This is a genomic window from Bradyrhizobium sp. NBAIM01 (genome assembly GCF_020194115.1).
Classification (GTDB): Bacteria; Pseudomonadota; Alphaproteobacteria; order Rhizobiales; family Xanthobacteraceae; genus Bradyrhizobium; species Bradyrhizobium yuanmingense.
The window spans coordinates 98,767-120,946 of record NZ_JADYVU010000012.1 but is presented as its reverse complement, the minus strand read 5'-3'; the positions used below and the strand labels follow the sequence as shown (position 1 = coordinate 120,946).

Annotated in this window: 21 protein-coding genes; 7 read left to right on the top strand and 14 right to left on the bottom strand. The window is 65.5% G+C overall.

What is annotated here, in order from left to right; translation table 11 throughout:
• Window positions 1–31: 31 nt before the first annotated feature.
• Entirely contained in the window at window positions 32–520 is a 489-nt protein-coding gene (locus tag I6F31_RS29070; RefSeq protein ID WP_036002662.1) for a DUF2867 domain-containing protein, read from the bottom strand.
• Window positions 517–1,917 (bottom strand): MATE family efflux transporter, encoded by a 1,401-nt coding sequence (locus I6F31_RS29065; protein ID WP_036002659.1) that lies wholly within the window; start codon window positions 1,915–1,917, stop codon window positions 517–519. The genes I6F31_RS29070 and I6F31_RS29065 overlap by 4 nt, the downstream gene beginning before the upstream one ends.
• 159 nt (window positions 1,918–2,076) lie before the next feature.
• On the opposite strand from I6F31_RS29065, the gene I6F31_RS29060 reads away from it, so the two are divergent.
• From I6F31_RS29060 to I6F31_RS29040, 5 genes are all read left to right on the top strand, one after another.
• Window positions 2,077–2,805 carry an outer membrane beta-barrel protein gene (locus I6F31_RS29060; protein WP_036002657.1) on the top strand — a complete coding sequence of 243 codons (729 nt, stop codon included), beginning with the start codon at window positions 2,077–2,079 and terminating at the stop codon, window positions 2,803–2,805.
• A gap of 43 nt (window positions 2,806–2,848) precedes the next feature.
• Window positions 2,849–3,451 carry an RNA polymerase sigma factor gene (locus I6F31_RS29055; RefSeq protein ID WP_338076605.1) on the top strand — a complete coding sequence of 201 codons (603 nt, stop codon included), beginning with the start codon at window positions 2,849–2,851 and terminating at the stop codon, window positions 3,449–3,451.
• Window positions 3,448–3,876: a hypothetical protein gene (locus I6F31_RS29050; RefSeq protein WP_036002650.1), complete on the top strand. Its 429-nt coding sequence runs from the start codon at window positions 3,448–3,450 to the stop codon at window positions 3,874–3,876. Before I6F31_RS29055 ends, I6F31_RS29050 begins: the two co-directional genes overlap by 4 nt.
• Entirely contained in the window at window positions 3,873–4,316 is a 444-nt protein-coding gene (locus I6F31_RS29045) for a periplasmic heavy metal sensor (RefSeq protein ID WP_036002648.1), read from the top strand. Before I6F31_RS29050 ends, I6F31_RS29045 begins: the two co-directional genes overlap by 4 nt.
• 78 nt (window positions 4,317–4,394) lie before the next feature.
• Window positions 4,395–4,697 (top strand): hypothetical protein, encoded by a 303-nt coding sequence (locus I6F31_RS29040; protein ID WP_036002645.1) that lies wholly within the window; start codon window positions 4,395–4,397, stop codon window positions 4,695–4,697.
• 6 nt (window positions 4,698–4,703) lie between these two features.
• Here I6F31_RS29040 and murA read toward each other — a convergent pair whose 3' ends face one another.
• The 9 genes from murA to rpsT all read right to left on the bottom strand — a co-directional run bounded on the left by murA (window position 4,704) and on the right by rpsT (window position 18,386).
• On the bottom strand, window positions 4,704–5,996 hold the full coding sequence (murA, locus tag I6F31_RS29035; RefSeq protein ID WP_036024088.1) for a UDP-N-acetylglucosamine 1-carboxyvinyltransferase: 1,293 nt from the start codon (window positions 5,994–5,996) through the stop codon (window positions 4,704–4,706).
• Window positions 5,997–6,125: 129 nt separating this feature from the next.
• Entirely contained in the window at window positions 6,126–6,593 is a 468-nt protein-coding gene (locus I6F31_RS29030; protein ID WP_036002638.1) for a hypothetical protein, read from the bottom strand.
• A gap of 208 nt (window positions 6,594–6,801) precedes the next feature.
• Window positions 6,802–9,237: a DNA topoisomerase (ATP-hydrolyzing) subunit B gene (gene gyrB, locus I6F31_RS29025; RefSeq protein WP_036002622.1), complete on the bottom strand. Its 2,436-nt coding sequence runs from the start codon at window positions 9,235–9,237 to the stop codon at window positions 6,802–6,804.
• 387 nt (window positions 9,238–9,624) lie between these two features.
• Window positions 9,625–11,787: a hypothetical protein gene (locus I6F31_RS29020; RefSeq protein ID WP_036002618.1), complete on the bottom strand. Its 2,163-nt coding sequence runs from the start codon at window positions 11,785–11,787 to the stop codon at window positions 9,625–9,627.
• A 120-nt stretch (window positions 11,788–11,907) separates the two neighbouring features.
• Window positions 11,908–12,561 carry a hypothetical protein gene (locus I6F31_RS29015; protein WP_225186495.1) on the bottom strand — a complete coding sequence of 218 codons (654 nt, stop codon included), beginning with the start codon at window positions 12,559–12,561 and terminating at the stop codon, window positions 11,908–11,910.
• A gap of 200 nt (window positions 12,562–12,761) precedes the next feature.
• Window positions 12,762–13,898, bottom strand: coding sequence for a DNA replication/repair protein RecF (gene recF, locus I6F31_RS29010; RefSeq protein ID WP_036002616.1), 1,137 nt, complete (start codon window positions 13,896–13,898; stop codon window positions 12,762–12,764).
• 161 nt (window positions 13,899–14,059) lie between these two features.
• Window positions 14,060–15,178, bottom strand: a complete 1,119-nt coding sequence (dnaN, locus tag I6F31_RS29005) for a DNA polymerase III subunit beta (RefSeq protein WP_036002613.1) — start codon at window positions 15,176–15,178, stop codon at window positions 14,060–14,062.
• Window positions 15,179–15,436: 258 nt separating this feature from the next.
• On the bottom strand, window positions 15,437–16,846 hold the full coding sequence (gene dnaA / locus I6F31_RS29000) for a chromosomal replication initiator protein DnaA (protein ID WP_225148457.1): 1,410 nt from the start codon (window positions 16,844–16,846) through the stop codon (window positions 15,437–15,439).
• Between the two features lie 1,273 nt (window positions 16,847–18,119).
• On the bottom strand, window positions 18,120–18,386 hold the full coding sequence (gene rpsT / locus I6F31_RS28995) for a 30S ribosomal protein S20 (protein ID WP_036002606.1): 267 nt from the start codon (window positions 18,384–18,386) through the stop codon (window positions 18,120–18,122).
• Between the two features lie 423 nt (window positions 18,387–18,809).
• Here rpsT and I6F31_RS28990 point away from each other — a divergent pair, with 423 nt between their 5' ends.
• Both I6F31_RS28990 and I6F31_RS28985 read left to right on the top strand, forming a co-directional pair.
• Window positions 18,810–19,127 (top strand): hypothetical protein, encoded by a 318-nt coding sequence (locus I6F31_RS28990; RefSeq protein WP_025033220.1) that lies wholly within the window; start codon window positions 18,810–18,812, stop codon window positions 19,125–19,127.
• A gap of 133 nt (window positions 19,128–19,260) precedes the next feature.
• Entirely contained in the window at window positions 19,261–20,007 is a 747-nt protein-coding gene (locus tag I6F31_RS28985) for a polysaccharide biosynthesis/export family protein (RefSeq protein ID WP_225131885.1), read from the top strand.
• A 145-nt stretch (window positions 20,008–20,152) separates the two neighbouring features.
• Here the strand turns inward: I6F31_RS28985 and I6F31_RS28980 are convergent, their stop codons facing one another.
• The 3 genes from I6F31_RS28980 to I6F31_RS28970 all read right to left on the bottom strand — a co-directional run bounded on the left by I6F31_RS28980 (window position 20,153) and on the right by I6F31_RS28970 (window position 22,119).
• Entirely contained in the window at window positions 20,153–20,827 is a 675-nt protein-coding gene (locus I6F31_RS28980; protein ID WP_225186494.1) for a dienelactone hydrolase family protein, read from the bottom strand.
• Window positions 20,828–20,994: 167 nt separating this feature from the next.
• Entirely contained in the window at window positions 20,995–21,330 is a 336-nt protein-coding gene (locus I6F31_RS28975; protein ID WP_036038662.1) for a hypothetical protein, read from the bottom strand.
• 24 nt (window positions 21,331–21,354) lie between these two features.
• Window positions 21,355–22,119, bottom strand: coding sequence for an alpha/beta fold hydrolase (locus I6F31_RS28970; protein ID WP_225186493.1), 765 nt, complete (start codon window positions 22,117–22,119; stop codon window positions 21,355–21,357).
• Window positions 22,120–22,180 lie beyond the last annotated feature (61 nt).

Here is a 22,180-nt window from a genome sequence, read left to right as displayed (position 1 = left end):
GGCGTGTTCGTTCAATGTCGGCCCGCACAGTTCATCGGGCCGTCTCCACGATGCGTCCCATCATGTTGCGGACCACGAGCTTGTGGAAGGGCATGATCAGCGCAAGATAGGTCCGGCCGAGCAGGTTGTGCGTGCGCACCAGCGTGGTCGAGGTCACCTGCCGGCGCGCGGCATTGCCTGAAACGTCGACCACGATGCGGAAATCGAGGTGCGAATCATCGAAGCCCGCGACCAGCTGCTCCGGCGTCTCGCTCAGCACCGGAAACAGGCCGATCATGCCGCCCGGCGCCGGGGCGCCTTCGCCCGATGTCTTCAGCCCGAACGGCCTCACCAGAATGTTGCGCAGGCGCAGCAGTGCGTCGATCCAGCGCGGCCCGTGCAGCACCATCCTGGTGCAGGCTTCGCGGGCATTCACCGCCGCGGCGCCGATGTCCACGCAAAACGCGTCGATGAACTGCGCGCCGGCGAGCAGCGCATCGGCATCGACTTCAGGCGCGACTTCGCGGACCGTCCCGATCATCCCGCCATTTTGCGCGTCAGCATCCGGAAGCGCAAGATCAGGAGCCCGGCATAGACGAACGTGCCGATCGAGAATCCGATCCAGACGCCGATCGCGCCCAGCCCTGTGTGGAACGCCAGCAACCAGCCGATGGGAAAAGAGACGCCCCAATAGCCGATCGCGGCGAACAGCAGGGTCATCTTGGTGTCGTTGATGCCGCGCAGCGCGCCGCCCATGATGGTCTGCAGGCCGTCGGCGATGAAGAAGCTGGCCCCGACCAGCAGCAGCGTTGCCGTCAGCTCGACGGTGACCGCACTTTCGCTGCCGGCGCCGAAGAACAGCCGGCCGAGCTGATAGCGACCGATCACGATGGTGATCGTCAGCGCGGAGACCAGCGCGAGGCCGAGCACGGCTGCGACGAGCCCTGCGCGCTTCACCGCCGCCGGATCATTGCGGCCGAAGGCATGACCGACCCGCACGGTCGCCGCCATGCCGATGCCGAGCGGCACCATGAACAGCACGGCGGTGACCTGGAGCGCGATCTGGTGCGCGGCAATCGCGGTGGTCGAGATCAAGCCCATCAGCAGGGCGGCCGAGGAGAACAGGCCATATTCCAGCAGCAGGGAGAACGAGATCGGCGCGCCGATCGAGATCAGCTGGCGCATCAAGGGCCAGTCGATCCGCCAGAGGCGGGCGAGCGGATGATAGTCCGCGAACGGCTTGCGTAGCCCGGCGATCGCGAGCGCGGCGAGGAAGGTGCCGAGATTGACCAGCGTGGTCGCAAGCCCCGCGCCGAACAGGCCGAGCTCGGGCAGGCCGAACAGCCCGTGGATCAGGGCATAGACCAGCGCGGCATTGACCGGGATCGCCGCCAGCGTGATCCATAGCGGCGCCTGCGGTCGGTTCACTGCGCTCATCATGCTGCGCAGCGCGATGAATCCGAGCGCCGGTGCGATGCCCCAGGCGAGGCCATTCAGGTAGTGCTGTGCCAGCGCGGCCGAGTGCGGCATTTGACCGAGCGTGAGCAAAATCTGCTCGCCATAGAGCGGCGAGGCCATCATCGGCAGTGAGATCAGCAGCGCGGCCCACAGACCGACGCGCAAGGAGCGCCGAATGCGCCTGACGTCGCCGGCGCCGTACGCCTGCGCCGCCAGCGGCGACACTGCGGAGGTCAATCCGAGCCCGAAGGTGAAGCTGACGAAATAGACCGTATGTGCCAGCGCCGCCGCGGCCACCGCCTCCTCGCCGAGCCGCCCGATCATCGCAAGATCGGTCGTGATCATCGCGATCTGGCCGAGCTGCGTCAGCATCAGCGGCACGGCGAGGCGCAGCGTCTCGATGAATTCTTCGGCAAGATGGTTCTGCCGTGCGTCCAGGCGTGCCCGGTACCGCCGTTTGGTATCCAAAAGCTCGGTCATGCCGGGGACATAGCAGCCTCGATCGGCGAAGTAACGGCAAAGAAATGTGAGGGCGGGCGCCGCTGAAAAAAGGCGGGGGCTCAGGCGAAGGAAAGGTCGGGTTGCACCGTATTCGTCATGTGCGGCGAATCTGGGCCGGTCTCACATTGGGAATTGAGTATGATAACGAGATTTAGACTGACGTTCGCCGCACTGTTCATCGGTTCTGCCATCCTGGGTGCCGGCGCCGCTGCAGCGGCCGACCTGAGGCTGCCCGCAGCACCGCCGGCGCAGGCGGCGTCGGCAGCCCTGCTGAGCTGGGCGGGGCCCTATTTCGGCGTTCAGGCCGGCTATCTTTCGGGCCGCTCCGAGATCTCGCTGCCCGCGACGGGTGAATTCCACTTTGTCGATCCGAAGGGCGCGACCGTCGGTGCAACGGCGGGCTTCTCGGCGCAATGGGGCCGGATCGTCGCCGGGCTCGAGGGCGACGTGAACTTCGTCGATGCGCGCGCGACGATCGATACCGGCTTTGCGCCAACACCCGCCGTCACGCAGCTTCAATCCGCGGTCAATTGGAACAGCCACCTTCGTGGACGGATCGGATATGCTTTCGAACGGACGCTGCTGTTCGCCGCCGGCGGCCTTGCCGTCGCGGGCGTCGAGAGCAAGGCGTTCGACAATGGGATCGGCGCCGTTGCGAGCTGGAGCGATACACGGATCGGCTGGTCGATCGGAGCGGGCGGGGAATTCCGCTTCGCACCGCAGGCCTCGGTCAGGCTCGAATATCTCTATGACAATTACGGCTCGAAGACGCTGGCCGCCCAGACGGTCGGCCCGACGACCTTCGGCGCGCGCGAGTCCCGGCTCGACACGCACACGCTGCGAGCCGGAGTCTATTGGCGCTTTTGATGCTCGGTTGGAGGCGGCTATCGCCAGGTAGGACCGGTTCGCAATTCTCGGCTACGATGTCCGCAGGCCAGAGCAACAGATCGATGTGATGGAAGAGCCATCGGACGAGGCCTTGATGGCGGAGGTTTCGGCGCAGCGGCAGCACGCATTTCGCCTCCTCATGCGGCGCCATATGCCTCGGGCGCTGCGGGTCGCGGAGCGGATCGTGCGCGATCCGGCCGAGGCCGACGACATCGGCCAGGAGGCGTTCATGCGTGTCTGGACTCACGCAGCCTCTTTTGACCCAGAGGTTGCGAAATTCACGACCTGGCTCTACCGCATCGTCCTCAACCTGACGTTCGACCGCACGCGACGCCGAACGTTCCTGCCGCTCGAAGACGCCGGCGACGTACCCGACATGGGACCGCACGCCGTCGAGCGGCTGATCGCGGATGAGGAGCTCAGTCTTCTCAACCGCGCGATGGCCGGCCTGTCGGACCGGCAACGCGGTGCGATCGCCCTCTTCCACATGGAGGGATTGAGCGGTGAGGAAGCGGCGAACGCGATGAATCTCAGCGCCAAGGCGTTCGAATCGCTGCTGGGCCGCGCCCGCACGGCGCTCAAGGCAAATGTTCAGAAAATACAGCAGACGGGGAGCCACGTATGACGCCCGAACAGTTCAGACAATTGGCCGAGACATGGGGAGGTGACGTCGAGCGCTGGCCCGCGCCGACGCGCGAGGCCGCGCGGCGGATTGCGGCGACTGCGGAAGGCGCTGCGGTCCTGGACCAGCAGTTGCGCCTCGACCGGCTTCTTGCCGTCGCCCCGGAGATCGAGACGGCGAGGGCGGATCGGTCGAGCTTTCTGGTCCTGCAAAGGCTCGCCGCCATCCCGCAGCAGCCTCGGCCGGCATGGTATCGTCGCCTGCTGCGCTCGCCGGCGCTCGTTCCCGCCGCAAGTCTCGCCTGCTCCGTGATGGTGGGTGTGTGGCTGGCGGGAGCGCTGCCCTATGCCCACGTGCCGTCGGACCCCTTGTCTGTCATGAGCGGCGTCTTCGACATCTACGCAATCGGCTATGGATCGGTGCAATGAAGTTCTGGCGAGAATGGTCCACTCCCTGGCGTGCGCTCATGCTGCTGTCGCTGTGCGTCAACGTCGTCCTGTTCACCTATGTCTCGGCGCAATGGCTGCTGCCCGGCGGCTTTCGACCGGGCGCGGTCGTGCCGCTCCGCATGATCGAGCGCGTTGCGGAGAGACTTCCGGCGGAAGACGCGGAGATCCTGTGGAGCATCTATCGCGGCAAGGAGGCGGAGCTGGCCCCGCTCCAGGCCGAGTACCGGCTCGCGCTGATGAAGGCGATGAAAACGGCTGCGCAGACGAATCTCGACAAGGCTGAGCTGGAAGCAGCCGTGAAGGATGCCCGAGATAAGCGCCTGAAGATCGGCGACCTCGTCGTCGCGACCTTCGTCGAGATGCTGGAACGAATTTCAGCGAAAGGACGCCGACAACTCGTCGGCGGCTATTTTCGCTGAGCCGCGCAGAGTGCACGAGGGATTCGGCCCGTCCAGGCGTATCACCTACATCGATGTCTGCGAATTGATGGAGGTGACATGGTGCAACGATTTGGCCGGACGGCAAGCGGACCGGTGGTGAGGTTCTCGCATCGGACGGCCGTCTACGTGCGTGCGGGTCTTGCGGCCGCGAGTCTGGTCGCACTTCTCGTGCTGTTTCTTTCGCAAGCCTCCGCAGGCGATGCGCGGAGTGAGGCGAAGCAGGCCTGCAAGGCAGACTATTCACGGTTCTGCGCCGGCACCATGCCCGGGGGCGGCCGCATCCGCAAATGCCTCGGCGACAATTACGCGAGCTTGTCCGCGGCCTGCAAACAGGCCTTCGACGCGAATCCGCCAAAATAGAACAGGTTAGCTCCGCTCCGGCACGCGCTTGATCTTCGCACCAAGCGCGTTCAGCCGCTCCTCGATACGCTCATAGCCGCGCTCGATCTGGTCGGCGTTGTTGATGGTCGAGGTGCCCTCGGCGCACACCGCCGCGAGCAGCATCGCCATGCCGGCGCGGATGTCGGGCGAGGTCATCGTCGCGCCGTGCAGGCGGCTGGGGCCGGCGATGATGGCGCGGTGCGGGTCGCACAGCACGATGCGCGCGCCCATCGCGATCAGCTTGTCGACGAAGAACATCCTGGATTCGAACATCTTCTCGAACATCAGGATCACGCCCTCGCATTGCGTTGCGGTGACGATCGCGATCGACATCAGGTCGGCGGGGAAGGCCGGCCAGGGCTGGTCCTCCAGCTTCGGCACATGGCCGCCGAAATCGTCCTGGATCTTCAATGTCTGGTTGGAAGGCACGATGAGATCGTCGCCCTCAATGCGGCAGACGATGCCGAGCCGCTCGAAGCCCATGCGGATCGAGCGCAGATGCTCAACCCCCGCGCGCGCGATGCGCAAGGGAGAGCGCGTCACGGCGGCAAGCCCGATCAGCGAGCCGACCTCGATGTGGTCGGGCTGGATCCGGTACGTCGTCCCGCCGAGCGTCGCTTGACCATGGATGATCATGGTGTTGGTGCCGATGCCTTCGATCCTGGCGCCGAGCGCGACCAGGAAATTGGCGAGGTCCTGCACATGCGGCTCGGAGGCCGCGTTGCGCAAATAGGTGATGCCGTCGGCGGCGACCGCCGCGACCAGCGCGTTCTCGGTGGCGGTGACGCTCGGCTCGTCCAGGAACACGTCCGCGCCCGCGAGCTTTGGCGCACGGAATTCGAGCCGGTCGGTCGCGGTGACCTTGGCGCCGAGCTGCTCCAGCGCGAGCACATGCGTGTCCAGCCGGCGGCGGCCGATGACGTCGCCGCCCGGCGGCGGCAGCATCACTTCGCCGCAGCGGGCGAGCAGCGGCCCGGCGAGCAGGATCGAGGCGCGAATACGCACGCACAGCTCGGGGTCGAGGTCGGCGGCGCGGATGCTCTTGGCGTGGATGTGAAGCGTGTTGCGCGCGGACCATTCGGCCGACGCGCCGACCGAGCGGACCAGCTCGACCAGCGTCTCGGTGTCGCGGATCCGCGGCACGTTCTCCAGCACGACCGGATGCTCGGTCAGCAGCGCGGCGGCGATGATCGGCAACGCCGAGTTCTTATTGCCGGACGGCTCGATCGAGCCCGAGAGCCGGTGACCGCCCTCGACGATGTATTGGATGGGCGCCACGGGGTTCTCGCTGTCCTGTTGAGTGGGAGGGCCTGTTTCGGGCGGAAACTACAGAGATTTGAGCGCGGGAGCAATTGTGCCGGCTGGGACCCGCACACGTCCGTCCGTCGCTTGTGGCAGGACCCGCCCTCAGAACAACCCGATGATACTCCCGACCACATAGAGGAACGCGATCAGGATCAGGACGCCCATCAGGAAGAAGGAGATTTCGATGGCGATGGCGCCGGTGCCGAGTGCGGCGGCGACAGCGGCAAGGAGCCGTTCCTCCCGAAAGATCAGCGAGAGCACCGACAGCAGGATGGCGAGCAGGCCGAGCGAGATCGCCGTGACCGATGCGATATCACGCCAGCTTCTTCCAGCCGACTTCTCGAGGTCCGGAGCCTTGAACTCCACGCCCTTCACCTTGGCGACGATGCGGTCCTTGATGCGATGTCCGGTGTCGACGATCACCTTGTCCGCCGGCGGCGGCGGAAACACGATCGGCACGACCCAATGCGGCAGCACGGCCGCCATCAGCGCCAGCACGCCGACAATGCTGCCGATGATGCCGAGACGGCGTGAGGGCGCGGCGGAGCCGGTCGTTGCAGAGGCGGTCATGGCGCGACATTTCCCGGCCGGAATTGGCCTTGCGGGTTCATGCCGTTTCGTCGCGATGGCGGGTGGGGAGGTTCAGGGCCGGACTGGTGCTGCCGTCATGCCAGGGCTTGTCCAGGCTTGTCCCGGGCATCCACGTTCTTTGTTCCGCGGGGCAAGACGTGGATGGCCGGGACAAGCCCGGCCATGACGCCGCGGAAGCAGCGAGCCCTCAAATATCGATCGTCGCGCTCAGCGAATGTTCCTGAATGAAATCGCGGCGCGGCTCGACGACGTCGCCCATCAGCTTGGTGAAGATGTCGTCGGCCTCGTCGACCTCCTTGACCTTCACCTGGAGCAGCGAGCGTGCCTCGGTGTCGAGCGTCGTCTCCCAGAGCTGCTCCGGGTTCATCTCGCCGAGGCCTTTATAGCGCTGCAGGCTGATGCCCTTGCGACCCGAATCGGTCACGGCCTCGAACAGATCGACCGGGCCGTGGACCACGTGCTCTGAATCCTTGCGCCGTAGCTTGCCGGAGCGGGCGTAGACGTCCTGGAGCTTGGTCGTGTATTCGTCGAGCTTGCGCGCCTCGGCCGAGCCAAGCAGCGCATCGTCGATGACGGCGGCTTCCTTGACGCCGCGCACGGTGCGCTCGAACAGGAAGCCCTGGCCCTCGATGAATTGTCCGACCCAGCCGCGCTCGACCTCCTCGGCCTGGTTGTCCAGCCGGCTCGCGATGTATTGCGCGGCGGCCGCCGCCTTCTCGGGATCGCCGTAGATCTCCTTGTTCAGCACGCCGGTGATGGCGGCCTGCTCGACCACCTTGCGATTATAGCGGCTGTGCAGGTTGCGCAGGACGCTGCGGACTACGCGGGCGTCATCGACCAGCGCGCGCAGATCGCGCCCGGAGCGGTCGCCGCCGGTGCCGGGGATGTACACGCAATCATCGAGGCCGGCGTCGATGAGATAGTCTTCCAGCGCCCGCTCGTCCTTCAGGTACTGCTCGGACTTGCCGCGTGAGACCTTATAGAGCGGCGGCTGGGCGATATAGAGATAGCCGCCATCGATGATGTCGCGCATCTGCCGGTAGAAGAACGTCAGCAGCAGCGTGCGGATGTGGGCGCCGTCGACGTCGGCGTCCGTCATCACGATGATCTTGTGATAGCGCAGCTTCTCGACCGAGAACTCGTCGCTGATGCCGGTGCCGAGCGCGGTGATCAGCGTGCCGATCTGCTCTGACGACAGCATCTTGTCGGGACGCACGCGCTCGACGTTCAGGATCTTGCCGCGGAGCGGCAAGACGGCCTGGAACTCGCGGTTGCGGCCCTGCTTGGCGCTGCCGCCTGCCGAGTCGCCCTCGACGATGAAGAGCTCGGACTTGGCCGGATCCTTTTCCTGGCAGTCGGCGAGCTTGCCCGGCAGCGAGGAGACCGAGAGCGGGCTCTTGCGCGTCAGCTCGCGCGCCTTTCGCGCAGCTTCACGGGCCGCCGCGGCCTGGATCACCTTGCCGACGATCATCTTGGCTTCGCTCGGGTGCTCCTCGAACCAGGCGGCAAGCGCCTCGTTAAGGACGTTCTCGACGACGGGGCGCACTTCCGAGGACACCAGCTTGTCCTTGGTTTGCGACGAAAACTTCGGATCGGGCACCTTCACCGAGAGAACGGCGGTGAGCCCTTCGCGGCAATCGTCGCCGGTCAGCGCGATCTTTTCCTTCTTGGCATTGGCCTCGGCATAGCCGTTGACCTGGCGCGTCAGCGCGCCGCGGAAGCCGGCGAGATGGGTGCCCCCGTCGCGTTGCGGGATGTTGTTGGTGAAGCACAGCACGTTCTCGTGGTAGCTGTCGTTCCACCACAAAGCGGCCTCGACGCCGATGCCGTTGGCTTCCGAGCGCACCATGATCGGCGCCGGCACCAGGGCCTTCTTGTTGCGGTCGAGATATTTGACGAACTCCTCGACGCCGCCGGAATAGAACATCTCCTCGCGCTTCTCGACCGCGTGGCGCATGTCGGAGAGCACGATGTTGACGCCGGAATTGAGGAAGGCGAGCTCGCGTAAGCGATGCTCGAGCGTGGCGAAGTCGTATTCGATGTTCTTGAAGGTCTCGGTCGAGGCCAGGAACGTCACCTCGGTGCCGCGCCGGCCCGGCGCCTCGCCGACCACCTTCAGCGGTGCGACGGCATCGCCGTGAGCGAACTCGATATAGTGCTCCTTGTTGTCACGCCAGATGCGCAAGCCGAGCTTGCTCGACAGCGCGTTGACGACGGAGACGCCGACGCCGTGCAGGCCGCCGGAAACTTTGTAGGAGTTCTGGTCGAACTTACCGCCGGCGTGCAGCTGGGTCATGATGACCTCGGCCGCCGAGATGCCTTCGCCCTTGTGGATGTCGACGGGAATGCCGCGGCCGTCGTCGCGCACGGTGACGGAATTATCCGCGTTGAGGATCACCTCGACGCGCGAGGCATGGCCGGCGAGCGCCTCGTCGATGGCGTTATCGACGACTTCGTAGACCATGTGGTGCAGGCCCGAGCCGTCGTCGGTGTCGCCGATATACATGCCCGGGCGCTTGCGGACGGCATCGAGTCCCTTGAGCACGCGGATCGATTCCGCGCCGTAATCGCTCGCGTTGGAGGGCTCGTTTTCGGCAGCGTGCTGCCGAGCAGGTTCTGTCATGAGAGGCCTTCGAGATGTCGCCCGAATCAGCGGCGCAAAAGGCGCTGATTTGCGGGGCTATTTGTGCCATGAAAGACCGCTTGCGCCTAGCGCAAAGTATCCTCCGGCAACCCTTTGAGCAGATAGGGTTTTTCGGCCGGCTTTCAAGGCGCCGGAGGGCCGATTCTGGGCGCCGCAAAAAGCCCGATTCGAGGGCAGTTTTTTGCCTCGAAAAGCCGTGGATTTTGCGGGGCCAGGAAGAGTGGTTTTGGGGCACCTGAAACTGATTCATCGATCGCCGTCATGCCCGGCCTTGTCCTGGCATCCACGTTCTTGGCGTCGCGGAAGACGTGGATGGCCGGGACAAGCCCGGCCATGACGATACCGCGAATCTGAAAGCGTGCAGCCTCAATACATCTGCAGCGGCAGCACGTCGCCGCTCGGGCCCACCAGAAGGCCCCAGGCCTCGCCGGCGGCAACGGTCAGGGACTCGCTACGCGCAGGGCGGCCGGGCAGGCGCAACGCGTACACGTATTTGCCGGGCGGTAGGTCGAGCATCGGGCCTTTCGGTGATTGCGGGCCGCCGGCGCCGGCTGCGATCTTCACCGTCTGCTTGTTGATCGTCAGCGCGACCTCGTTCGCTGCCATGTTTCCGAGCATGAGCCGCGCTTGTCCCGCCTTCGGCATGATCTCGGCCTTGGCCGCGGCATCGGCATTCTTCTGCGCCAGGCTGACCGTGGTCTCGCCCTTGGCGCGGCCGAGCTTGAGCACGGCGGGACCTTGCGGCGAGGTGAAGTCGATCTGCGCGCGTTCCGCGGACACGGCTGCGCCGTCGGTCTTCTCCTGCCAGCCCAGCTTTGCAAGCTCGGCCCGGTAGAAGGCGAGGACCTCGTCGAGCGAAGCGGGGATGCGGGCCTCGAGCTCGCGGCGGAGCGGCGCTTCGCCTCCGGGTATCTTGGTGGTCGCGAGCGATTTCGACGAACGCTGCGTCGGTACCGGCAGCGGGGACTCAGGATCGGGCTTGAGCGGCTCGGCGGATTTGGCCTGAACCTCCACCTCCGCGCCGGCCGCAGCCTTGGCCGCTTCCGTCACCAGGCCCGATCCGTCGGCGCGGACATTCACCTTCGGGCCCATCTGCATCACCGTCATCGAGATCGACTTGCCGCCCTTCGAGAACGCCATCACCGCCATGTTCGGCTGGTTGATGACGGAGGGCTGCTCCTTCCAGCCCGAGCTCTTCAGCGCCGTCCGATAGAAGCTGCTGAGCGCCTTCACGCTCGACGCCGAGGAGAATTCCAGGTGGCCGTCGCCGCCTTCGAACGTCACGGCTTCGGCGTTTTCGGGCAGCGGCACCGGCGTCTTGCCGTCAGCGAGCGCGGTGAGCGGGGCGTCCGACAGGGAGGCGGCCTGCGTCTTGCGCCTGATATCATCGGCCGCAATGAGCTGCTGAGCCGTACCCAAGGCATCGCTCAGGAACCTCGCGTCGGCCTCCTTCTTCGCCTTGGCGCGGGCAGCGAGCGCGGATTCCTTCACCTGCGCGGTCAGGCTGACCATGGTGAAATCATACTTGCGGCCGAGCCGCAGCACACCGGTTTCATCAGTGTTGGAAATCTTGATCGCGATCTCGTCGCCGGGTGCGAGCGGCGCGCGGCCGTCCTCCTGCCAGCCGCGCGCGGTGAGCTCGCGCTGGTAGAAGGCGAGCACGGCGGGCAGCTCGGCGATCGCGGCGGCCGAGATCTCGCGCTTGTTCGAGTTGGCGCTGCCGAGGCCCCGCGCAGATTTGGTCGGCTTCGGCCGCGGCAGGCCGGCCATGTCGTCGTCGGCCTCGAGCACCTCCGGCAGCGCGAACGGCGCGACCCGGATCTCGACATTGGTGCGGCCATCGTCGCGGCGCGTCAGGGTCAGCATCACCGGCTTCTGGTAGACGTGCGTCGCGTCGCGATCGGGGTGGTCGTAGAAGACGCGAACGCCGTTCGGAACGGTCCCGGCAAGATCGGCGTTCGGCCAGCGCAAGGCCGTCTCTGGGTTCAGCTTGCGCCACCCCATCGCCGCCATGTCCTTGGTAAAGAATGCTGCGGTCGCATCGAGCGCGCCGGGCGCAATGCAGCTGAGATAGGGCCGGGTCTCGTCGAACACGAGATCGATCGCACCTTCCGGAAAGGGCACGTTCGCATAGATCCGGTTCGGCGTGTAGAACACGGCGGACTGGTCGGGTCGCCCGCGCGCCTGTGTGAAGGAAACGCGCAGCCCCTGCCGTCCCTTCTTGAAAGTCAACGCTGCGCTTTTCTCATCCAGCGGATACACATAGGGCACCCAGCCGTCGGCGCTCAGCAGCTTCCCGGTGGCGTCCGACGTGGCCGCAAGCGGTGTCGGCACGGTGTAGATCACGCGATAGGTGTCGGGACGCGAAGTGTCCTCCACCGCGCCGTCGAGCCGCGGCAGCGTATGGACGTCGACGATGCCGTCGTCTGCCGCGCCGGCGGGACGCGAGGGGATCACTATCGCGAGAATGCCGCAGGCAAGCAGCAGCCATCTTGCCGGGACTTGCGCCCCGCGCCGGATCATCGGCATCGTCAAAAAACTCCTGGATGTCGCGCGGGTCGTCATGCCCTTGTGCATTGGCGGGCTGCGGCGCCGTCGGCGCGGCCTCAGACGAGAAGTCGCGCAGGGAACCGGAGAGGTTCAACACGCTCAGTATAGCTGCAGCGGCGGCCAGGCGTCACCGTCGCGCCCGACCGTGAGCTCCCAGGTGTCGCCGGCGGCGACGGTGAGGATGTTCGTGGTGGCGGGTTGGCCCGGGACGCGCAGCCTGTACGAATATTCGCCCGGAGCGAGGTCCAGCGCGACGGCGTTCGCGCCGGCCGGGCGCGGGATGGTCCGCTCGTTGATGGTGAGGACCGCTTCCTTGTCGCCGATATTGCTGAACACCAGCTTCGCCTGGCCGGGCTCGGGCAGCACGTTCGCCTTCGTCGCCGTGTCCGCGTTCTTCTGCACCAGATGAACCGCGGTGCCGGAATCCTTGCGATCGAGCATCAGCGCGGCCGGCCCCAGCGGCGAGACGAAGGCGAGCCGGACGTGATCGGCGTTGATCACGGCGCCATCATGCTGCTCTTGCCAGCCGAGCTTGCGAAGCTCGGTCCGGTAGAAGGCGAGCACGTCGCTGATCCCCGCGGGCACGGTGGCCTCCAGCCTGACGCGGAGCGGCGCGTCGACGCCCTGCATCAGCGTGGTGTGGATCCCCCTGTAAGTATAGCGGGTCGGTGCGGGCAGCTTGGCATCGGAATCCAGCGTGAGCGGCGTCGGAAACAGATGCGGCAGCGAGGCACCGGCGCTGGCCGCGAGCATGCACATCGCAAACAGGGCGAAGCCGCACGCAAACAACTGCCATCGTGCCGGAGCTTGCGCCCATGCCTCACCGCCGTCATGCTCATGCTCCAAAAATATCGCGAAGGATGTCGCGCATGTCCGAGTGCTGCGCGATGGCCGCTTCTTGCGGCCTCAAGCAGCTAGTCGCGATCTGGAACAGGCGGGTTCAATGCGGCGGCCTAGCTGCGGGCCGAGACTCGTCCGCTCTCGACGTCAAACACTTCGCCCCCCGCGCCGATCTCGGCGAAGGCGGCAGGATCCGCACCGGTCAGCCACACCTGCGCGCCGAGCTTCTTCAGCTCATCGAACAGCGCGGCCCGGCGGTTCGGATCGAGATGCGCAACCACCTCGTCGAGCAGCAGCAGCGGCACGATGCCGGTCATCTCGGCGACCAGGCTCGCATGCGCCAGCACGAGGCCGATCAGCAGCGCCTTCTGCTCGCCGGTGGAGGCATCGCGCGCCGGCATGCTCTTGGGCGCGTAGATCACCTGGAGGTCGGTGAGATGCGGGCCGTCGGTGGTGCGGCCGGCGATCGCATCGCGCGGGCGGTTGTCGCGCAGGATCTGGCGGTAGCGGTCCTCGACCGAGGTCGCGGTCTCCTCGAGCAGCGCATTCTCCATCCAGCCGTCGAGCGCGATCTGAGCGGACGGAAATGCGGATGCCTGTGCGCGCGCGTTGAGCATGCCGGTGAGCCTTGCCGCGGTCTGGCCGCGCGTGGCCGCCACCGCGACGGCGAGTTCGGCCGTCTCGCGCTCGATCGCGTCGCACCAATGGTCGTCGTAATTGCGCGTCTCCAGCAGGCGGTTACGCGAGCGCAACGAGCGCTCGAGCGCGTTGATGCGGCTGGAATGCTCGCTGTCGATGGCGAGCACGAGACGGTCGAAGAAGCGCCGCCGTTCGGACGCTGCGCCCATGAACAGCCCGTCCATGGCCGGCGTCAGCCACACCATGCGGATATGATCGCCGAAGGCGCTGGCCGAGCCCACCGGCTCGCGGTCGATGCGGCAGCGCCGGCTGACCGTGGTATCCGCGCGCGGCGCATCGATGCCGGTGCCGAGCGTCGCCAGCCCCAGCGCGCCCTCGACCTGCGCCGACACCGCCCAGGAGCCGTCGCCCTGGTTGTCGGCGACATCCTCCAGCGTCGCCCGGCGAAGGCCGCGGCCCGGCGACAGGAACGAGATCGCCTCGATGCAATTGGTCTTGCCCGCCCCGTTCGGTCCGACCAGCGCCACCAGATCAGCCGCCGTCTCGAGCCCCGCCGCCCGGTAATTGCGAAAATGCGTCAGCGTCAGCCGATGAATGCGGGAGGGGGTCATGAGATCCGTTTTCCGTCATGCCCGGCCTTGTGCCGGGCATCCACGTTCTTGGCTCCGAAGACGTGGATGGCCGGGACATAGGCGGAGCAAAGCGACACCGTCCTTTCGGACGGCTACGCCGGCCATGACGATGTAGTGACAGGTGTGGATGCCGGTAGGTCTCACACCCGCATCGGCATCAGCACGTACAGCGCGCTCTTGTCGTCGCGGTCCTGCACCAGGGTCGGCGAGCCGGGGTCGGCGAGGCGGAGCGTGGCGACGTCGCCTTCGATCTGGGCGGCGATGTCGAGCAGATAGCGGGAGTTGAAGCCGATATCGAGCGCGTCGGAGGCGTATTCGACCTCGAGCTCTTCGGTCGCGCTGCCGGAATCCGGATTGGTCACCGACAGCACCAGCTTGCCCGCCGACAGCGACAATTTGACCGCGCGGCCGCGCTCGCTCGAAATCGTCGAGACGCGGTCGACCGCGTTCTCGAAATCCTTCTTGTCGACGACGAGCTCCTTGTCGTTGTTCTGCGGAATGACGCGGCCGTAATCGGGGAAGGTGCCGTCGATCAGCTTCGAGGTCAGCACGACGTTGCCGATGGTGAAGCGGATCTTGGCCTGCGACAGCTCGATCGTCATCTCGGCCTCGGTGTCCTCGATCAGGCGCTGCACCTCGCCGACCGTCTTGCGCGGCACGATCACGCCGGGCATGCCCTCGGCGCCCTTGGGCTGCACCAGGTCGAGCTGGGCGAGGCGGTGACCGTCGGTGGCGACACCGCGCAGGGTGGCGGCCTTTGGCGTGCCGGCGGCATGCAGATAGATGCCGTTGAGGTAATAGCGCGTCTCCTCGGTCGAGATCGCGAACTGGGTGCGGTCGATCAGCCGCTTGACGTCCTTGGCGGCGAGCGAGAACGAATGCGACATGTCGCCGGCGGCCAGATCCGGGAAATCGTTCTCCGGCAGCGTCTGCAGCGTGAAGCGCGAGCGGCCGGCGCGGATGGCGAGCACGGCGCGGTCGCCGTCGGCCTCCAGCACGATCTGCGAGCCGTCCGGCAGCTTACGCACGATGTCGTAGAACATGTGCGCCGGCACGGTGGTGGAGCCCGCGGTCGCGGTTTCCGCCGGCAGCGTCTCGGTCACTTCGAGGTCGAGGTCGGTCGCCTTCAGCGACAATTTCGCGTTCTCGGCGCGCACCAGCACGTTGCCGAGAATCGGGATCGTGTTGCGGCGCTCGACCACGCGGTGGACATGGCCCAGCGACTTCAGCAGTTGTGCGCGTTCGACCGTAACCTTCATTGCACTACTCGCCCGATCCCTTAGGAAAACACAGCGTTGAGAAGGCCGGGCGGCGGGACGCGCGCCACGGCATCGAAGACCCCGACCGGCCGGATCATTCCTGCCGATATGACCAAAGCCGTCTGGGTCGCGCAAGGTGGCGCGGATAGCCCGCAGATTCAAGGCATTGGGGCCAGTTCCCCACGATTTACCGCCTCAAAACGAAGACGCCGCCCAGGCAAGCCGGGGCGGCGGGAGCAGGGCGGGAGCCCTAGGCCTTTATTCCTGAAGCTGGCGCTTCAGCGATTCCACTTCCTCCGACAGCGCGGTGTCCTTGGAGACCAGCGCCTCGATCTTGCGCACCGCGTGCAGCACGGTCGTGTGGTCGCGTCCGCCGAAGCGGCGGCCGATCTCGGGCAGCGAGCGCAGCGTCAGCGTCTTGGCGAGATACATCGCCACCTGGCGCGGGCGCACCACGTTGGCGGTGCGGCGCGAGGACAAGAGGTCGGAGCGGCTGACATTATACTGCCGCGCCACCACGCGCTGGATGTCCTCGATCTTGATCCGCTTCGGCTCCTGCGGCCGCACCAGGTCGCGCACCTCGTGCTCGGCCATCTCCAGCGTCACCGGCCGGTTGTTGAGCTTGGAATGCGCCAGCAGCCGGTTGATAGCGCCTTCGAGGTCGCGGCCGTTATGGGTGATGGTGCGCGCCAGATAATGCAGCACCTCCTCGGGCACCTCGAACGTGGCGTGATGGGCGCGGGCCGCCGCGACGCGCGACTTCAGGATGCCGTGGCGCAGCTCCTCGCCGAGCGATCCCATCTCGACCACGAGCCCGCCGGCGAGCCGCGAGCGCACGCGATCGTCGAGGCTTTCCAGATCCGATGGCGGACGGTCGGCCGCGATCACGACTTGGCGGCCGGCGTCGATCAGCGCGTTCAGCGTGTGGCAGAACTCGGCCTGGGTCGACTTGCCCTGCAGGAATTGGAGGTCGTCGATGACAAGCACGTCGATGCCGCGCAGCGCTTCCTTGAAGGCCAGCGCCGTCTGCGTCTTCAGCGCGGCGACGAAGCCATACATGAATTTTTCGGCCGTGAGATACAGCACCTTGCGCTCGTTGCCGGAATTGCCGGCCCAGGTCACGGCCTGCAAGAGATGCGTCTTGCCGAGGCCGACACCGGCATGGATGTAGAGCGGGTTGAACATCACGGAGTCGCCGCGACGCCCTTCGGCGACCTGGCGCGCGGCCGCATGGGCCAGCGTGTTGGAGCGGCCGACGACGAAGCTGGCGAAGGTCAGGCGCGGATCGAGCGGCGAGCCGCCGAGCGCGTCGTGATTGGCCGAGACCGGCGCGGTCGCGGTCGAGCGCAATTCCGGCATCGGCGCGCGGCGCGCCTCGACCGGCGCGGGCGCTTCCTTCGGCTGCGCCGAGGGGCGCACGGCGGACCGCACCGTGAGATCGATGCGATGCACTTCCGGCATCTCGGCCTGCCAGCACGACAGCACGCGCTCGGCATAATGGGCCTGAATCCAGCTCTTCAGGAACCGCGTTGGCACCGAGAGCCGCACGCTCTCGTCCTGCACGCCTTCCAGATCCATGCGCGCAAACCAGCTTGTGTAGACGTCCTCGCCAACGCTCGAGCGCAGCCGACCCTTCACGCGTGACCAGCGATCCTGTTCCATTGTCATCGTCAGAAAACTTCTCTTGAGAGATATAGTTGCGTTTGTGAGCGCCATGCAGGGTTCCTGCCACGGTCCCTGAAGTGGCGCGACCTCGAGCGAGTCCATCGTCGGGCATGGCTCGACCGTTCGGCGCGAACGCCGCGGGTCAGATCAGCGATGTCAGAGATGGTGGGGTCGCGAGGTCAGCGCGTACTCGGCGCTCCGTCACGCGCGGGAGGCTGGAAATCCGACGGGGCTGAAACGGCATCGTTGGAAAAGGAAACGTGCTGCAATACCGCGTTGAGTCCGTAAGACATGATACCTCCCCGTCCTGCCGTGATCGCTCACGACAAGGTCCTGCGTGTCCTAAAGACAACCGCGCCGTACTCCTGTCGCGGATGCCTGCCCAAATGTACTAGTCGTCCGCTCGACTTCGCCACCTTGCGTGCCGGGATAGCTTCGCGATGTCTCTCATATGAGCCTGGCGCGAGTAGATGCGCCTGGCGCGAGCGGGAAAGGTCCCGCTTGGAAACATTCAGACAAAGAGCTACCATTCCCACATTGCTGTGGGTTTTGCACCGACATCACTTTTTGAAGCGTCGCCTACGTGCACACCGCCGCCGATTTGCACGCTCGCCCCGTTTCCTAAACCGCGCTGGTCTGAAGATCGTGGGCGCCGCTGACTGGGTTAAGGAATACACTAAGCGGAAAGACTCGCAACGAAATTGATTCACAGTTGAGCCGTCAAAAAACTTGACCTCGGTTAACGTCGCACAGGAGTTGTTCACAGGCTGCGAAGCAAGTTTTTGAATCCGTGCACAGAATCGAGAAGGCCGCGCGTCATGTGACAATTCTCGTTCAGCGCCAAATTATTTTTATAAATTCGTCATGCGCCCGACGTGCGGGCGAATTTTCCAAATGCTTGTCCCTGCTATGTTGATAAGTGATTATCGAGCCATCGCTTTTCGAGACTCGTTTTGCAGGGTAACTCCACCGTGACACACGTTCCGGTGAATCTACGGTGTGCAGAACTCTCGTCCACCACCGATTCAATTCGCGCCCGCCTCACAGAGCTTTTTTGCAACGCAGTGAAGTTTCCGCTGTTGCAAAACATCGGCAGGTAGAACTACGGAATGAAGACTGACGCAGACGATGTAAATCGTCCAAGCGACACATGAGCCTCGCCTGGCTGCTTGCGTGAATATGACAGCCAACGAAAAAGCCCGGCGCGAGGCCGGGCTGTTTGACGCGCTGACCGGATCGACCGATCAGGCGATGTCGCCAAGATGACTTAGCAGATTTACTTCGCGAGCTTGGCGATCTGCGCGGTGAGGCGCGAGACTTTGCGGCTGGCGTTGTTCTTGTGAATGATGTTGCGCTGGGCGGCGCGCATCAAGGCGGGCTCGGCCGTCGCGAGCGCCTTCACGGCAGCGGCGCGGTCGCCGCTCTCGATGGCTTCCTCGACGTTGCGCACGGCGCCACGCATCTGGGTGCGGCGCGACTTGTTGACGGCAGTGCGGCGGGCGATCTTGCGCGTCGCTTTCTTGGCGGAAGTGGTATTGGCCATGGTCTCAATGTCCTTTGCGGGTACCGGTCGCGTCTTGGTCGGGTAGCGCCGGCTTGCTTGACCGCGGAATCGACGCTCGGATTTAGGGTGTTCGGTTGCTGGGCCGTTCCCGGAACATGAGCGACCGCCTTGCGGCTGTCTCTGAGGCTCCAAGGTGTCTTCAAGCTCGGATGAGTCCTGAAGCCCAGGGTGCCTGCAACTGCTCAAAGAACAGCGGCGGCGGGATTGCGCCCACCGCCAGTTGGCGCCCTTATAGAGAGGGTCTTTCGCACCGTCAACGCTTTCGGGCGCCGGAAACGCCCCTTTGGCGGCCTGGATGAGTGCCGTAACGCCCTGAAGAGGTTGAATTTCTGCCGTCGCCCGGCTATTGGCTGGCATCGTTCCGAAAAGGTCGTCCGCTTCGACGGCCATCGTAGGTGAGGCATGATCCGCGGCTTTTTCCGACTGATTGGGCTGTTGCTGCTCGCCGGCGGGTTCATCTTCATGGTCTATGACGGCGCCCGATGGGTGGCCGACCAGACCCTCAAATTCACCCGCTTCGGCCAGTTCTGGAACGACATCAATCAGGCCAGCCAATCGGCCTTCCGCACGTGGGTCGAGGCCAAGGCGCCCTGGCTCTGGACCTCGGTGATCCGCCTGGTGCTGGAGCAGCCGGTCTTCGCCGTCCTCGGCATTCTCGGCATCCTCCTGATGATCCTGTTCCGCCCGCGGAAACCGCTGATCGGCTATTCCCGGGATTGAGCCTGCAGCTGGCGCCGCGTAACAGCGCTGCCTCTTACCCTCCCCCTCCAGGGGAGGGTTGGAGCCCCACTCAACGCTTTATTAACCATAACCGGTGCATCACTGGAGCCGTCTCGTTTCGAGGATGGGTCCGGTGCCGGTTGCACGCGCGTTTCGATGGTCGAACTTGGCGTCCTTGGCAGCGTCCGCCGCGCTCGCTTTGGGCGGCTGCATGCAGACCGCAACTCCCGTCGCGATGGTGCAGCCTCGTCCCGATCTCGATGCCATGGCCTATGGCCAGCCCTATAATGCGCCGCGGCCGGTCGTCGTCGCCAATAACGGCGGTGGCGCGATCGCAGCGCTCAGTAATTCTTTTGCCGCTTCGCCCGCACCGATGCCGGTCGGCTACGCCGCGCCGATGGCGGTGCCGGTGCGCAATGGCGCCTCCTACCATCTGGACGCCGGCGACAAGCTTCGCGTCGTGGTCTACGGCCAGGAAGGTCTCACCAACAGCTATGCGATCGACGCCGGCGGCTCCATCACCATGCCGCTGATCGGCGCGGTGCCCGCCCGCGGCCGCACCACGGCAGGGCTGGCCGGCGAGATCGCCGCTCGCCTGCGCAACGGCTACATCCGCGAGCCTTCGGTGGCGGTCGAGATCGAGACCTATCGTCCGTTCTTCATCCTCGGCGAGGTCCTCGCGCCCGGCCAATATCCTTACGTGCCGAATATGACGGTCGAGAGCGCGGTCGCCATCGCCGGCGGCTTCTCGCCGCGCGCCAAGCGCGACATGGTCACCGTCACGCACACCGAGAACGGCGGCGCCATGCGCGCCGTGGTGCCGCTCGGCACGCCGCTCGCGCCCGGCGACACCGTGTTCGTCGGCGAGCGCTGGTTTTAGGGCTCAAGCCCGACTCTCTCCTTCGTCATTCCGGGGCGCGACGAAGTCGCGAGCCCGGAATCCATTCATCCACGAACGCTGACGCACGATGGATTCCGGGCTCGCGCTGCGCGCGCCCCGGAATGACAGTGGAAAGAGCCGCGCGCTACTTCGTCAAATGCTTCGCGAAAAACGCCATGCTGCGCGGCCAGGCGATGTCGGCGCTGGCCTTGTCGTAGCTGGCGCGCTCGTCGCAATGGAAACCATGCTGGGCGCCTGGATAGATGAAGACCTCCACATCCGGCCGCTTCGATTTGATGGTCTCGACGTCGGCGAGCGGAATGCCGGCATCCTTCTCGCCGAAATGCAGCTGGGTCGGCACCTTCGGCGTCTCGTCGGCGAAGCGAACGACAGCGCCGCCGTAATAGCCGATTGCCGCCTTCAGGCCGGTCAGTCGCGTCGCCGCGACGAAGGCGATGCTGCCGCCTAAGCAGAAGCCGATGATGCCGACGGGCCCGACGCTCTTCACCGCATCGATCGCAGCTTGCGTGTCGCGCAGCATCGCGGCCCAGTCCGGATTGGCCACGAACTTGCGCGCCTCCGCGATCTCGTCGGGCGAATAGCCCGACTGGAAGTTCGGCGCCGTGCGGTCGAAGATCGACGGCGCGATCGCGACATAGCCTTCCCCGGCAAGGCGGTCGCAGACCGAGCGGATGTGGTGATTGACCCCAAATATCTCCTGGATCACCACCACCGCGCCCTTCGGCGTGCCGGCGGGATGGGCGCGATAGGCGCCGAGCTGGAAATTGTCCGAGGCCGTCAGCTTGATGTCCTGTCCCACGCGGGTTGTCCTTCTTGGTTGTCGATCCGAAATTCAGCTCTCTCCCCTCATCCTGAGGAGCGCGCACCTGCGCGCGTCTCGAAGGATGAAAGGCCGAGATGCAGCAGCCGGGCCTGCATCCTTCGAGACGCTTGCTGTGCAAGCTCCTCAGGATGAGGGGTAACACCTCACTCCCACATCCAGTTCTCGCCGTAATCCTCCTTCCATCCGGCCAGCCGGCCGTGGCGGAATTGCAGGAACAGGCGATGGCGATACGGGATCAGGCCGCTGCCGCCGATGTTGCGCAAGGCGAGATAGATTTCGTGGCCGGGACGTCCCCGCACATATTGCAGCTGCTGCCCGAGGGCGCGCGCGGTCTGTTCGGCATCCATGCCGAAGGCGAGCGGAATGTTGTTCGACAAGGTCGTGACGAAAGGCTGGCGCTGCGGCACGGCGCCGAACGGCTCGGCCTGCGCGGAGATCGACAGCAGCATCGTGCCCGCAGCCAGCATCATCAGCTTCATCGCCTGTGTCCTTGCTCGATCGCCCTATGCCGGCAAGTTCTTCAGGAAAGGCACGACCGCGTCAACAAAACCCTCGGGCTGATCGATGTTGACGGCGTGTCCGGCCGCGGGGATCACGACCTTTTGTGCGCCGGGGATTTTTGCGGCCATGTAGTCGGAGGCGGCGAGGAACGGGGTGTCGTCGGCGCCGACCACGATCAGGCTGGGCACCTTGATCTCAGGCAACAGCTCCATCACGCGCGCATCGCGCTGGGTCAGCATGCCGCGCGCGGCGAGCGCAAGCCCGCTGGCGTTGCGATGGCTCGCGGTGGCGCGCTCGCGCGTCGCCGCTTTCAAGACCTCGAGGCCTTCGCGGTCGAGCCGGTCGGCGGTCGCAAGCGCCCGCGCGTTCCAGGCTTCGCGCGCATCGTCCTTCCTGAAGCCGGGGCCGGTGTCGATGATCAGCAGCGCGCGGGCCCGCTCCGGATGTGCGCGGTAGAACGCCAGCGACATGTAGCCGCCGAGCGAAAGCCCGCCGATGATGGCGCGCTTCGCGCCGACCGCATCGAGGATCGTCGCCATGTCACCGACCGTGAGGTCTTCGCTATAAGCACTCGCATCGTCAGGGTAATCGGACTGGCCGTGGCCGCGCATGTCCCACAGGATCAGCGTGTGGTCCTTCGCCAGCGCGTCGATTTGCCCATGCCACATCGCCGAGGTCGAGGAATAGCCGTGGGTGAGCAGCAGCGGCGGCCCGTTGCCATGAACCTCGTAGTAGATGTTGACGCCGTCGCGATTGATCTCCGGCATTGCTTCCCGCCCTTTCTTTTTCCTCGCCACGACACCGCTGCACCCTCTCCCCTTGCGGGAG